The following is a 13,499-nucleotide window of genomic DNA, read 5'->3' on the forward strand; positions in this document are numbered from 1 at the left end:
CTAGTTAAATATCGAAATGGAGAGTCAAAGATATGAATTGTAAGAGATGCCATCATACGGATGAAGCACATGTCCCAAATGAACAAAGCAATTCATTAATGAAAATGGGCAAATGCCAAATTCCAACATGCATGTGTCAACAATATTTAGACCCAATTCAAGAAATTGACGAAGAATTGTTGTAACGATTCATATATCAAAATCATTTCAAATATCCATGGACAAACACAAACCATCTGAAGAGATGATAAAGGATTTAGACAATTTATTGTCAAAAATTAATGCTATGGAAATTGTTGCATCAGATGACTTTCAAAAAAATTCAATCAAAATTATGAGATCTCTAGTGGAAGGACAAATCCATTCAATAAACGAATTTGGACATTTGAAAAAAGCAATTGATTTACTAACATTACAACTCTTTGATGTTCAAAACAAAGTCAAGAGTTAAGTTTAGTGTCGCTGATGCCACAACTACTACATCTGTAAAGTGTCGATTTTTCTAAAAACTGTTCTGCTTTCATTTCAGATCCGCAACAAGGACAAGAGAATTTTTCAGGTTCGGGGGATTTTCGAACAACATAATCGGGTTTTGGTTCAACAATCTCACCTACATTGCATGAAGGATTGTAACGTACTTTGATTTTGTTTAGTACACTTTCTCGATGTTCTTTACTTGCATCAAACAAAGGCAATATTGCAAGATATAGTGACTTTTCAGAGCCTGATTTTTCAACCCAGCATTTGAAACCTGGATGTTGGACAAAAAATGATTTATCGTCTGTTTTTTCACAGTCACCAGCATAAACAATGTTGAATCGGTCTTTATCCCTAGACATTATCAAAAACACTAGTTTTTCCATTGGTGGCCCCCATTCATCAAGAGGAATAGGTCCTAGGAACTCATATTGTAGAATTTGAATGCTCAACAGAGGTATTTTGAAGAACTGACTTTTCTTCTTTTCCAAGAAAATTGCCTAATGGTATGAAATTGATCGCAAAATGATAACTTGAAAAGATTAAATTCAAGAGTAATTGATTTTTTTTAAATGAAAGATCCTCACAATCATGCAAAGGTAGGATATTCTATGATTGCAGTAGCTGCTTCACTAGCAGTGATTGGAATAATGGCTTTGTTTATGGCAGACGATGTGTTATACGCAGATAATTTACAAAGAGACAGCACATTCCACTTTAACGAATGTAAAGCAAATGACTTCAAGACTGAAGGTTGTGAGAAATACTGGGATAGAATTAACAACCAAATCTCAGGAATTTATGTGGATTTGGATGAATAGTATCTAAAATCCGTTTGAATAGTCTTCTAACATGTTTTGATTCTTTGTTAAACGGTTCATTGCAAAGAATGCACCACCAACAATACCTGCTTGATAAAATGTATACAAAAATACACCTGAAGAGGTAGGATCTGATTTTGTAAAGCTTAGTGCAAGCATTGTAAAAAATACAAATGTTCCAACAGAAGTCACAAATCGATTTAAGAATCCAGAATTCATCCCAACAATTCGTTTAGTAGCTGCTGCCATCAATGCAATACTTGTAATAATCAAAAACGTTGCACCACCATTTGCAGTAATAAAGCTGTTAAGCCAAGGCAAAAGTCCATCTTCAAAGATGGAGACATCAGGCATGATACTACCTCCATTTATTGCAAAGTTTACAGAGCTAAACATTCCACCAATAACAAAGAAGAACAAGAAAATTTTCACAATTGAGCGTTTTAGAGGACTTCTAATTTCAGATGGTTTTACTGCTCTTTCAGTAATTCTTACACCATATAGAAAACCAACTGCCATAGCAGGAATGAACATAATATTGATTAGAATTGGAGATTGTTTGTTAATTTCATCAATTTGGGGATGAAATATGAGGAATAAAATTACTGCAAGTGATGCAGATGCCCCAAATAAAATCAATCCTAAATACTTGTGATTATTTGATTCGTAAGTATCAGTCCAGTTATACACTCTACACAGTCATGCAAAAATCATTAAAGACCAAATCCAAAAATCATTTGGTCAAATTATCAATTCTCTTTACCCTTTTTAGGACAAGTAGACAAATCAGGACATGATGTTAGGCATAGCAATAGCAATTGTTGGTTCTATAATCACAATTCTAGGGACAATATTTCATTTTCAAGGCCAGTCAGTTATTGGACCAGAATCATCATTCATGTATTCTAATCCAGATTGGATAACATATGGGTCGCAAATTATGATTATAGGAATAATCATAACCATATCAGGAATAGTAATACATGCAGTAAAGCGAAATTAGTTCATTGCACGAAGTGTGATAGTACTTCGAATTTTTTTGAGTTTTCTTATTTTTGTTGTAATTACCTCGTTCATTTGTGATTGATTATCAGTTTCAAATTCAGCAACTACATCATAACTACCAAAAGTTACCAAGCAATTTTTGACTTCAGGAATTTCCTTTAATTGAGAATAAAGTAATTGTTCTTCTCCCATTTCACAACTAATTAACATGTAGGATTTTTCCATTTCTAAATTATTTCAAATAGACACTAACTTAAACACATCTAAGAAAATATTTTTCAAAAGCAGATCTCAAAAACCAGCATAAATAGGATCAGATGGTTTCATAATCTCTCTCAACAAAATTGTTGCAAAAGATCCCCTTGACAAAGTAAATTCTACAACATCATCACGAGACGAGTAATCAGAACAATCTATTGCAGCTTGTCGAAATCCTCCCTCACTGCTTACTTCTTGCATCTCTTTGATAAAGAAGTCTTTGGGAGTTATTTCTTCTTGCTGCATTATTTGTGATATATGATAATCAAATCTTGTTTTTTTGTAATATGAATATCCAACAAAAGGTATAGCCAATTTTTGATCTAATCCCTTTACAAATTTTCCAATGATTCCATTAAAATCAAAACAAACATCACCAGATTCAGATTCAAACATATTTTCACCATCAGTAAATGCAGTACTCAGAGATTTATTGAAAATAAACGACTGGTATGCCTGAATGTAAAATCTTCTCAAAGATACGGGAATTGCACGTATTGCACGAAATGCATCATCATGTTCAATCATTTCTTTTAGGACAATTCTTTCAATATCCATTTGTTTTGGTATTTTCTCAAAATATTGATTGTAGTTTTGTTTATCAACAAGTTTTTGTCGAATTTCATTATTTTCTTTTGAATCATAATCAGAAGTAAAAGACAAAACAAGTTCAACTGCTTTATCAAAATCTCTTTGAAGTATTGCTTTACCTATCAAATGAGTTACAGGCCTCTTTGAGCCAAATCTTTGATACCCATAGAAATTCAAGACATTGTTAAACTCTTCAAATGAAGATAGTTTATTGGTACAATCAGAGATTTTGATTTTAAAATGATTCCCAATCATATCTTTTTTTGAAAGAGGTTTTTTTACAAAGCCAATTTTTTTCAAAGAATATTTTTCAGTTGAATAATCTTCAATTGATTTACCTTTATTTCCAGAACAAACAAACTGTTCAGTGATTGCAGATGCATCCTTTAATCCAAGAGACTTTAGTCTAAGACCTTTCTTTCTAAAAATATCAGATAGTGCATGATTTGTATCAATTCTTTTCTTTTTTAATTTGTAAACAGCATATCCTTCTTCTTGATTAATTGAATTCAGAGTTTTTTCTAAAATTTTTTCAGAGACTTCAAAGTCTTCAGGAGTAGTACGAATTTTTCCCCCAATTCCGTCAAATTTTGTACTATAAACAGAAATTCCTATTTTAGAATCTAAATCAGGTATCACTCTACTGTCACTGTAACATATTTGCTAACCGCAATATCAGATAATTGTATTCCAATTAGAACATTATATTTTCCAGGAATTGCATCACCAGATGCAGAAATATTCGTATGAATTGGTTGAGATGTACCAGAAACCAATTGGAAAGAATCAGGACTATCGTGTGAGAGTTCCACACTCAAAAAGTCATGAGAACTAGTTAGAATCAAAGAGCCGCCTAACGTGTTATTTGATTTTGGAGATACAATAAAGTTGAAATGTTTTGAATCGCCTGGACTTAGAGAAATCATTTCTGATTCTAATTGGATTTCAACAGGTAGTGGAACAGAAGTATCAACTACACCGATGTTATTTTCAACCCATTGAGTAAACCAAATTTTTTCACCATCTACAGCAAAGTCAAAGATTTGAGCTAATCCGCAGTCAGCTAACATTAAACCAGTTCCAGGATCACAATCCCCCCAATAAGGATTCTTTGAAGGGACGTGATATTCTACCAGAGAGTTTGATTTTGGATCAAATACAGATATGTTATTTGCATTTTGTTCATTGAAGATAATTCTTCCTTGTTCATCAGAATCAATCCAATATGGTCTAGAAATAGGAGATTTGATTACGCCGGTTTGGTTTCCATATGTGCTAAGTAATGGATCTGCTGTGACATATTGTACAAATTCTTCAGTAATTGGATCAAAGCTAAAGAAAGATGAGGAAGTTGTATCGGCTAACCAAATTTTTCCATCATCAAATACAGCTCCATTTGGAGTCAATAATGTGACAGGCAATTGATAAATTTCTGTAAACATTTCTCCTGCAAAGAATTCTTGTCCAGATTCTTGAACTTCATTTCTATAACCATCATAATCAAATTTTACTAAAACTCCGCCCTGTTGGAACAACCAATTTGTATACCACACATTACCATCTTCATCTAAAGTAAAATCAGCAGTTACAGAATTATCAACAGGAGAAGGTAGGCTGATGTATTCAACATCTCCTGAGGATTGAGTAATATCAAAGAATGTTAGTTTGTTTCCAGTAAAATCATTAATGATTATACGAGAGCCATCAATCTGAAGTCTTTGAGGCAGCGAATCATCTGCAGAGGGATATCCAATTCGATCATATTTTTCATCAAATGTATTGAATTTCCAAATAGAATCAAATGTCTCATCAGTAAACCACACAGAACCGTCAGGAGCATAATCAATTCCCCACATCATGGAACGTTGATTTTTTGGCCATGTAGGGTTTTCATATTCAGTAAATGATTCAGTGTTAGGATCAAATTTTGATAATTTTCCAGTATTAGTTTGTGCAAACCAAACATTTCCATCATAATCAGTAACAACTGCTAAAGGATTAGTACACTCAGTTGGAATAGAATATTCTGTTACAAAATTAGTCGACTGGGCATCTCCAGAACCACAAAACCTAGGACGTTCTGCATCAGGAAAATTATCTGCAGGAGTTCCAGTTATTGTCATTTCAGGACTTTCCTCATCAGGAGAAAGTCCAGGAATTGCAATTGTAACACCAGAAGTAACCATTATTCCACCTAAAAATACAAAAGCCAAAATTCCTTTGGTCCGTTTTTTCACAAATAAAAAAGCAAACTTTCCTTGTTATATCTTATTCCAAAATATCTAAAGTAACTTCAAGTCACCAGTTACTCTATCAATCAGATTTTCAGGAGCAGGACCAATTGAAATACAGGTTGTAGTTCCAGGAGCAATCTGAGTATGACCTGCATCAGTAACTTCAGACCAAGGTAGATTCAGATCAATTGCATGTTTCTTTACTTCTTGCAAATCCTTTATTCCAGAAACTTTGACTACTACCTTTTCTTGTCCACCCCACCATTGGTCATACCATTCAGGATGAGATTTTCTAACATGTTCTGCGCCAAGAACACAGGCATGTCCTACTTGTGCAGCAATTTTTCCTTTACCCATTTCAAGGTCAGTTCTAACAACAATAACCTGTTTGATATCTCCCATACTATTATCAAAAACAGGCATAATGAAAAACTTTTGAATTAAAGTGTTGTACTTTACGAGCTTATTTATTTTAGCGATCTAGATCAAATTTAATGAAAACCAAAGATTAGTCAGAAAATATTGCCATCATCATGCCGGAATTTTGAACTTTATTAGACAAAATTAGTTTTTACAATTTTCACATATAGCTTCAGAAGTATCTTCATCCAATTGCAAGGAAACTCCTGAAGAATAGTATTTAGAACATAAACCCTTCATGAATTAGATTTAGAAATATCAGATTTGCCATGCAGGTAAAAAGTTTACTCGATCAATGTAAATGATTTTTCAGTTTTGAAATTATTTGCGTTTTTCGAGATAAAAAATATGTTCAAGGAATTCTTTGAAGTAATCTGGGAATTGATCTCAGGAAATTGATTCCATTTTTCTCAATTTTTTTAATAAAAATTATGTTAGTAACAAATACAAAAATTAATTTCAGATGAACAAAATTCTCAAAGGCCTGGAATTTTTTTAGTACACGAAAAATGTCACAAAATTTTTTCAAATGTGGGGGATAAAAAAACTATGAATGCAGTTAGAATCTAATCACAACATGAATAACGGATAGACAAACAGTTCATTCATAGTTAGTATTGATACCAAGGATTGTTATTTTGAAATAACTTTCAAGTTACGGCATGCTCGATAGAATAATTGTCCATAACTTTCGTTAAGTGTGATTCAAAAAAAAGAAAAAAAGGATAGTGTGAACTAGTTTTTCTAACTTACGTTGACAGTTGTACTAACTGGTGGTGATAATGCCGTAGGATTATCAACAGACTCCCAGACGAATGCAGTAGCAGTGTATGTTCCTGCTTCAGTTGGAATCCATGATAAAGCTGGGCTGAATGATTGACCGCTAGATAGTGAACCTGTAATCCATGCTAGTGAGACGGTAACACCGTTTGCATCCTGAATCTGTACCAAGTATGCAAATGATTGCTCTCTATCCTGACCATTTGCTAAGTCAGCGCTGATTTGTACCTGTTGGTCAACGGAAACAGAATCTAAGCTGTTACCGAATGCGTCAACGGCTCTCAAGTTAGCAGCTGGTGCTCTCTCGAGAGGTGGTACTACAGTGCCAATTAGTGAAGTGGCAGTAATATCAAGTTCATCTGCAGTTGTGTATGGATCAGGTAGTGTATTGTCCTCATATTCTGCAGTGACTGTGTCACCTTCTGAAACTCTGAGTCTGTGACCAGATGACTCATTATGAACTGTGAAGAACACAGTTCCCTCAAAGATTCCGGTTGCCTCATTAGTCTCAGTTAAAGTTAGGTCAATACCTCCGGCATCGGAGTCAGACCACACGTCAACATTAAAGTTGTCGACTGCTTCTGGATCTAAGTTCATGTCTGGATCAATTACTCTTACAACACCTGTTCCGCTAGCTGGGTAGCTTGCCTCAAGCCATTGGACTTCACCGATGTTCCATCTGATAAGGGCAGAGCCTACAATTGTCTCATCTTCAGAGAATTCGAAGGAGATAGTAAGTCCGTCATCATCGTCAGTGGCCAAGAGACCATCTGTTGGACCAGTACCAGAAGTGGTACCTTTTGCATCGCCAGTAGTTCCATCACCATCAGCATCATGGGAAGTAAATCCTGTGAGGATTACTTCACCAGTAAAGATGCCGGTGTCAGTACCAGTCTCGACGAGTTTATAGTTGTCAAGATCAAATCCTCTGGTAGAGACCTTAATTGGATCTCTGTCAGATTCGCCGATTTCATCAACTAGGAAACTGTCAAAGTTGTGATCTGGTGCGACGATAGTAATGTATACTTTGTCAGTCCAAGTGTATACTTTTTGGTCAAGTTCTACAGTTGCTCCGAAGTTTGAAGTGTAGATTGTCAAGTTGACATCTTCATCTTCATCTCCTACATAATCAGATCCGGATGGACCCCAGTCAGTGTACTCTAGGATGATTTCCTCACCTCTTTCTAATCTGTCACCATCAAGTTCTTCAGGAATTTCGATGACAATCTGGAAGATACCAGTAGAGTCACCTGTTTCTCTAAAGTCAGTTGGTTCTGGGTCAAATGCAGCTGCTGCGCCGGTTACACCTTTGTTACCCATGGTAGTGGTGGCGGCATCAGAGTCCCATTCGATCAAGTCCAAGTCATAGGTCTCAGCACTGTCATTGTCCAGATCAAAGTCTGGCTCAATGAGTGTTAAGATCATGTCTGAACCGATAATGTATACGGATTTGTCAGATTGTAATACACCGTTTCTTAGGTCAAATGTTGCAGAATCAGTAACAGTATTTGCATCGCCGGATGCGTCAGCTGGATCAGTGTATTCTACTTGGAGAATATCTCCTTGTAAGATACAGTATTCTTGGCCAGATGGTGCACCGTCATCAAATCTGTTGGTATCAGCCTTACCAGTAGTACCGTCGGTAGCAGTATAGATGGTGTCATGACTGTTACATTTTGCTGATGCTGGACCGTCAGTGAATTTAATGTCTAGCTCTAACTCGAAAACACCAGCATCTGGTGCGATTTCAACCATTTCACCGAAACTTCTGATGTTTGAGATGGTTCCATTGTTACCACCAACATCAATCTTTCCGGTTCTTTCAGAAGCGCCTGCATAGCCGAGAACTACACTATCAGAACCTCTGATAACAGAGATTTTGAGTGCATCATCTTGGTCCATGGTATCTTCACCAGATGGGTTTTCGTCAAAGTCTGGATCGTTAATTCTGACGTGGATAGTTAGATCACCATTTGCCAATTCTTCAGTGGAATCAATAGTACTAGTGACTCCTGTTGCGTGAATTGGGAATACTGATCTTCCATTTGGAGATGCGTTTGCTGCTGCATTAGATTCTCCTACCGTACCAAATGGTACTGGATAGACAGTTCTGTCAAGACTAACTGAACCAGTGTGTGCTCTGATACCTGCGGAATCACTAACCTGAATGATTTCACCAGATGCATCTCTGAAGTCAACATAGTTAACTTCGATATCAAGACCGGTTATGGTTTCAGGAGTAGCATTGTCAGATCTACACCAATCAACTGGGATTTGGAAATCACCAACAAAGACACCACTTGCTTTACCTGTTTCAACTAGAGTGAATCCAGTTGCACCAAGACCAGTATCACTACTTGCTTGGTTGTCATCACAGGTACCTTGGGCAGTCTTCCATACTACATCATTAAAGCTAACATCTAGTAATCTACCGAGTTCACCAAAGCTGAGATCCTGTGTAGTTGCTGAACCAACAACATCAAAGGTATCTGCTCCAGTATCAGAGACAACAGTAAAGATGTCAATAAGATCAGAGTCTACGTTAAGATCCAAGTCTTCTACAGTTATTACTACAGTGTCAGCAATCTTGTAAGAATCAGCATCTAGAGATACAACACCAGAGTGGCTTGGAGCATCTTCTTGGTCAGATACAGGAGTTGTTACACCATCTGCACCCAAGTCATTATAGTTGACTCTTGGTGCATCCTCGTCAGTAAGATCCTCAATTACGATGAATGTTGGATCATCTGCGATTGGTGTGATACCAGCGAAGGTACCAGCATCCTGTATGTTAATTTGGTTAACCATGACATACTCAAGTGAACCTTCAAAGATACTTGTGTTGTCACCTGTCTCTTCAGCTTCAATTCTGATTATTTGGTTTGCAAATCTTTCACCAGATTGTGCACCATCATCAGTGAAACCAAATGAGAAGAAGTCCATGACGATTACTTCTTTGGCGGCGATGTCATCGACACCTGTGAAGTACATTGCAAGTCCGACGTTTACGTTATCATCATCATTAGTTGATCCGTAAATAGCATCAGATACTGCATTGGTCAAATCAATGTAATCCTGTGACTCAGTTGAGTTGCTGACTAACAATATTGCATTGTTTTTGTCAATATTTCTTGTATCGTTGTTAACCCATGGGAGAATATTTCCTGTGGTGTTAAGCAATGCGATACTTACTGTATCTGCCCCTAATGATTTCACATCATAGTTAAAGAAGTTAAAACCAATAGTGGTGTTATCTTCATCAACTAGAGTTTCTTTTAGGGTTTTCATAGTTGCACTTCCTAAATCAATGATTGCAAAGTCAACATCAAAGTTTGCTGAACTGTTGGCAGTCTGTGCAGAGATTAATCTCTTACTGAATGTATCAACAGATTCAGTTGAAGTGATGTTGGTTGCACCGGTGAATGCAGTTACGTTGATGTTGAGTGTAAAGTTACCTACTTGACCTGCTGCAGTGTTGTTTATTGCACCTGTATCAAAGATACTATCATCACCGTTTGTACCATTGGTAAAGATCAAGCTAGGAGTTCCACCCTCATCAATAGTGAATGGATCACCAGTAGCGAGTGCTGGAATCAGGGTTACGTCTGGGTTGTTTAGGTCTAAGTCTTCATCTACTCTGCTGTTTTTGTTTTGATCAGCATCAACAATGACTACTGGAATCTCTTCACCAGAGGTCCATTCATCATCAACTGGCTGGATATCAATACTAGCAAAGGAGAATCCTACAAGGATAGTTTGAGGTGTTTCATTGTAATCGAGTGATGCAGAGGTTCCCCTCTTTGCATTATCTGTAATCTTTAGTACTGATGTATCAGATTCATCATAAGTACCAAAGACACCACTGTTTGGACCTTGTTCGGTGATGGTTACTGGGATGGAACCTACACCTAACTCACCTGTCTCTGCGGAAATACCAAATGCAGATGCATTGTTGGTGTTGGCAGTTGAGTTAAGTTGGGTAAGGATTGAATCGCCGTTATCCTGAATTGTCACAACTGGTGTGCCAGAGCTTTGTGCATCGACATCTAATTTCAATACACAATTGTCCTCACACATCAAGTTTGGTAATGTTGTTCTCAGGGTTAATGCGCTTCCACCTGAAGCACCGTTTTCATCGAACACTTGGTAAAATGTATCAACATTGAAGGATGATGTTGTATTCTTCGTGTTGGTAGCAAATGTCCAAGAGTCTTCATCAGTTGGATCAATGTTTAACCATAAGTCAGTAATTGTTGCGTGAACTTGTGATACTCTTGGGTATACAGCTCTATCCAAACTTAATTCGGCAAATTGATCAACAGTGTCAAAAGTAAGTGTTGTTGATTGAACACCACCACCTTTGTTGTACTGTACGACAACGTTACCTGTTGGGTTTAATTCATAGAGCTGAATGAAAGGCCAGTTAGCACCATTGTTGGTACCGTTCTTTAGACCGATTTGGCCTGCACTGACACTACCAGATACTGCTACAGGATCTTTGGCTTCTCTTACAACATTGATGGTACCATTAGCAGTAGATGCATCAAGTGTATTTGCTGCACAAGTAGTAGTGATTGCACCACCACTGTTGCTACCGGTTTGTGTACCGTTACCAGTTGCTGTTGCATTTGCAACAGTAATTGGAACTGCGATACCATCTGTTTCAGTTGTTGAGAATCCCAAGAATGCTGTACCAGAGGATGCTGCACAGAATACACCAAAGTCCAATCCAGAACCTATTGTTGTAGCAGTAGAGTCTGCAATTTGGGCTTGGTCTCTGTCTGCAAAGTAACCATACCAGTTACCATCAACTGCTTGAACCATTCTCAGATTTTTGCCGTTGACAGTTACGTCTGGCTCACCTTTTGCCTCATCTGTATCATTGATGTCACTATCAATTACGACGACCTCAATTACTTGAGGTCCTGACATGTAGTTATCAAACTGTGAGTTTTCTGCGGAAACAAATAGGTTGGCGTTGGCGGCCATTGCTTCAGGCATTACACCTGGAATTGCAAAGGTCAGTCCACCGGCAACCATAATTGTCATTAATGTAAGACTAGTTATTTTACGTCCTATTTCGTTGTACATGTTATTGAACTAAACCAAGATGGTTGTTATTTTGCAATAACTTTCAAGTTGCGGCATGTCCGATAAATTGTGCGTAATTTTGTTTTAATGAACAAATTGTTCACATTGTTTATTAATGATTTTTACAATATCTTTGTTCAAGAAATTTATAAAAAATAGATTTTACAGGTTACTTCCATTTTTGGAATATTTCTTGTAACCATCAAGAAATCAAAACATCCAAATGATGCACTACATGAATTAAAAATTTCAGATACCGCAACCTAGATTTGTCCATTTGAAAGGACATTAAGCAACACAACTAGAGGATCAGTAATAGAACCCACACAGAAAATAAATTGGACAGTCAAAGATGAGAACAACATTGGCTGTAATTTTAGTTGTAGATGATAACACAGATTTGTTAGGACTGAACACATTCATGCTAAAAAACTTAGATTATGATGTGATTACAGCCACAAATGGCGAGGAGGCAGTTGCAGCATACAAGACAGCAAGACCTGACATTGTGATCATGGACATCAAGATGCCTAAAATGGATGGTTTTGACGCCTTTTTTAAAATCAAAAAAATGAATCAATCTGCAAAGATCATTCTAATTTCTGCATATGCCATTGATGAGAAAAAACTCCTCAATGCGCAAAGCATGGGTTTGCTTAATGTCATAAACAAACCATATGAGTTTGATGACATTGAAAAACTAATCAAAGAACATGTAGGAGACTAGGAAATCATTGATTTGATAAAATCAAATCTTTTTTAGTTTTCTTATGGTTGTAAATCTTGCCTTGTAGAATTTTTCAGCTTCGTCTACAAATCCAAAATACCAATCCTTTAGTTCCAAATCTCTCTCAAATATTTTCTTCCATTTTGCAGTGTTAACAGATGACATTTTTTTTGAACGCAGTTGAGATGGCAGTAAAAATGTAGTGTAATACCAGCAGGATATCTGATCTGCAAGATCACTTTCGCTTATAGTCTCAAAATCATCTTGATATTTTACGTTTAGATACGTAAGAATTTCATAAACGGGAAAATTAGAGGCTTTTGATATCTGTATGTTGTCAAGAAAAGTGCCACTTGCCAAAACCTTCAGTCTGTGTACATCGCTTCCCAGATGAGATTTAAGCGAATTCCACCTGCCAAACACAAATGGCAGAACTTTTGCATATTTTTGTGCCATTATGTCGATCTCTTTTTCCGTCATGTCCAACACATCCAAACAGTACAAGACGCCATGCAATGATAGTCGGTATAGGTTTGATGCACCCTTGGTATACCGTATTCCGTCGTTTACAACCAATCCAATATCTAGCAACCCTGGCGTCTTCTTTCCTCTATCTCTTCTACCTACAAGCATCCTTCTGTATTCCTTTTCCTTTACCCTTACCGCTTCTGTATCCTCAAATAGCTGTATTTTTGCCATGGACCATGTAGTTAGTGGATCATTTAAAGCAAGAATCTTTAACATTTTTTGTATGTTTTCTTGATGCTTTGAACTCTTTGATTTTTTATAGGACTTGCTTCCAAACATGCGCAGTGCCGTAGGTCTTGTGTAAAGCTTATACGAATAAAGATTTCCGTAAAAAGCAACGTTTTCAGAATTATTAGACATGCCGCACTATGGTAGGTTATCTCCTAATAAAAAACAAGCTAAGGGAAAACAAAAAAAGACAATGTTAGCCAAGTTATGAATATCTTGCATATGTAAACAGCAATATGTACAACCTAGTTTCTCTTGATAGAGAATTTTTTTATTTCTAACTCTTTATGTGTATAGCATACCGCATACACGTAAACAATTCTCTAATATTTTTTGCAA

General features: G+C 36.6%; 13 protein-coding genes. 5 read left to right on the top strand and 8 right to left on the bottom strand.

Annotation, left to right across the window (positions count from 1 at the left end; genetic code table 11):
- The first annotated feature begins 32 nt into the window (after window positions 1–32).
- A complete protein-coding gene (locus tag NMAR_RS09785) occupies window positions 33–185 on the top strand; it encodes a hypothetical protein (RefSeq protein ID WP_187146518.1) in 153 nt (50 codons plus the stop codon).
- 32 nt (window positions 186–217) lie between these two features.
- On the top strand, window positions 218–451 hold the full coding sequence (locus tag NMAR_RS06420) for a hypothetical protein (RefSeq protein ID WP_148680167.1): 234 nt from the start codon (window positions 218–220) through the stop codon (window positions 449–451).
- On the opposite strand, the gene NMAR_RS06425 is transcribed toward NMAR_RS06420, so the two are convergent.
- The gene (locus NMAR_RS06425) at window positions 441–929 is read right to left on the bottom strand and encodes a PaaD family protein (protein WP_148680168.1); all 489 of its coding nucleotides are present in this window, start codon (window positions 927–929) and stop codon (window positions 441–443) included. The genes NMAR_RS06420 and NMAR_RS06425 overlap by 11 nt on opposite strands.
- Window positions 930–1,049: 120 nt before the next feature.
- Between NMAR_RS06425 and NMAR_RS06430 the strand changes: the two genes are divergently transcribed.
- The gene (locus NMAR_RS06430) at window positions 1,050–1,298 is read left to right on the top strand and encodes a hypothetical protein (RefSeq protein WP_012215578.1); all 249 of its coding nucleotides are present in this window, start codon (window positions 1,050–1,052) and stop codon (window positions 1,296–1,298) included.
- 3 nt (window positions 1,299–1,301) lie between these two features.
- Here NMAR_RS06430 and NMAR_RS06435 read toward each other — a convergent pair whose 3' ends face one another.
- Entirely contained in the window at window positions 1,302–1,988 is a 687-nt protein-coding gene (locus NMAR_RS06435) for a hypothetical protein (protein ID WP_012215579.1), read from the bottom strand.
- A gap of 103 nt (window positions 1,989–2,091) precedes the next feature.
- On the opposite strand from NMAR_RS06435, the gene NMAR_RS06440 reads away from it, so the two are divergent.
- Window positions 2,092–2,301, top strand: coding sequence for a hypothetical protein (locus NMAR_RS06440; protein WP_148680169.1), 210 nt, complete (start codon window positions 2,092–2,094; stop codon window positions 2,299–2,301).
- On the opposite strand, the gene NMAR_RS06445 is transcribed toward NMAR_RS06440, so the two are convergent.
- From NMAR_RS06445 to NMAR_RS06465, 5 genes are all read right to left on the bottom strand, one after another.
- Window positions 2,298–2,528: an Lrp/AsnC ligand binding domain-containing protein gene (locus NMAR_RS06445; RefSeq protein WP_012215580.1), complete on the bottom strand. Its 231-nt coding sequence runs from the start codon at window positions 2,526–2,528 to the stop codon at window positions 2,298–2,300. The genes NMAR_RS06440 and NMAR_RS06445 overlap by 4 nt on opposite strands.
- Before the next feature lie 66 nt (window positions 2,529–2,594).
- The gene (gene truD / locus NMAR_RS06450; RefSeq protein ID WP_012215581.1) at window positions 2,595–3,791 is read right to left on the bottom strand and encodes a tRNA pseudouridine(13) synthase TruD; all 1,197 of its coding nucleotides are present in this window, start codon (window positions 3,789–3,791) and stop codon (window positions 2,595–2,597) included.
- Window positions 3,788–5,389 carry an NHL repeat-containing protein gene (locus tag NMAR_RS06455; protein WP_012215582.1) on the bottom strand — a complete coding sequence of 534 codons (1,602 nt, stop codon included), beginning with the start codon at window positions 5,387–5,389 and terminating at the stop codon, window positions 3,788–3,790. The genes truD and NMAR_RS06455 overlap by 4 nt, the downstream gene beginning before the upstream one ends.
- A 45-nt stretch (window positions 5,390–5,434) precedes the next feature.
- Entirely contained in the window at window positions 5,435–5,788 is a 354-nt protein-coding gene (pth2, locus tag NMAR_RS06460) for a peptidyl-tRNA hydrolase Pth2 (protein ID WP_148680171.1), read from the bottom strand.
- 762 nt (window positions 5,789–6,550) lie between these two features.
- Window positions 6,551–11,677, bottom strand: coding sequence for a hypothetical protein (locus NMAR_RS06465; RefSeq protein WP_012215584.1), 5,127 nt, complete (start codon window positions 11,675–11,677; stop codon window positions 6,551–6,553).
- A gap of 364 nt (window positions 11,678–12,041) precedes the next feature.
- On the opposite strand from NMAR_RS06465, the gene NMAR_RS06470 reads away from it, so the two are divergent.
- Window positions 12,042–12,404: a response regulator gene (locus NMAR_RS06470; RefSeq protein ID WP_238523162.1), complete on the top strand. Its 363-nt coding sequence runs from the start codon at window positions 12,042–12,044 to the stop codon at window positions 12,402–12,404.
- Window positions 12,405–12,425: 21 nt separating this feature from the next.
- Here the strand turns inward: NMAR_RS06470 and NMAR_RS06475 are convergent, their stop codons facing one another.
- Window positions 12,426–13,292, bottom strand: a complete 867-nt coding sequence (locus NMAR_RS06475; protein WP_012215586.1) for a hypothetical protein — start codon at window positions 13,290–13,292, stop codon at window positions 12,426–12,428.
- Window positions 13,293–13,499 lie beyond the last annotated feature (207 nt).

Origin of the sequence: Nitrosopumilus maritimus SCM1, assembly GCF_000018465.1 — an archaeon.
Classification (GTDB): Archaea; Thermoproteota; Nitrososphaeria; order Nitrososphaerales; family Nitrosopumilaceae; genus Nitrosopumilus; species Nitrosopumilus maritimus.

Bases quoted from the DNA above. Each gene is read 5' to 3' on its own strand.
- NMAR_RS09785 (WP_187146518.1), top strand. From the start codon at position 33: ATGAATTGTAAGAGATGCCATCATACGGATGAAGCACATGTCCCAAAT.
- NMAR_RS06420 (WP_148680167.1), top strand. From the start codon at position 218: ATGGACAAACACAAACCATCTGAAGAGATGATAAAGGATTTAGACAAT.
- NMAR_RS06430 (WP_012215578.1), top strand. From the start codon at position 1,050: ATGAAAGATCCTCACAATCATGCAAAGGTAGGATATTCTATGATTGCA.
- NMAR_RS06440 (WP_148680169.1), top strand. From the start codon at position 2,092: ATGATGTTAGGCATAGCAATAGCAATTGTTGGTTCTATAATCACAATT.
- NMAR_RS06445 (WP_012215580.1), bottom strand. From the start codon at position 2,528: ATGGAAAAATCCTACATGTTAATTAGTTGTGAAATGGGAGAAGAACAA.
- pth2 (WP_148680171.1), bottom strand. From the start codon at position 5,788: ATGGGAGATATCAAACAGGTTATTGTTGTTAGAACTGACCTTGAAATG.
- NMAR_RS06465 (WP_012215584.1), bottom strand. From the start codon at position 11,677: ATGTACAACGAAATAGGACGTAAAATAACTAGTCTTACATTAATGACA.
- NMAR_RS06475 (WP_012215586.1), bottom strand. From the start codon at position 13,292: ATGTCTAATAATTCTGAAAACGTTGCTTTTTACGGAAATCTTTATTCG.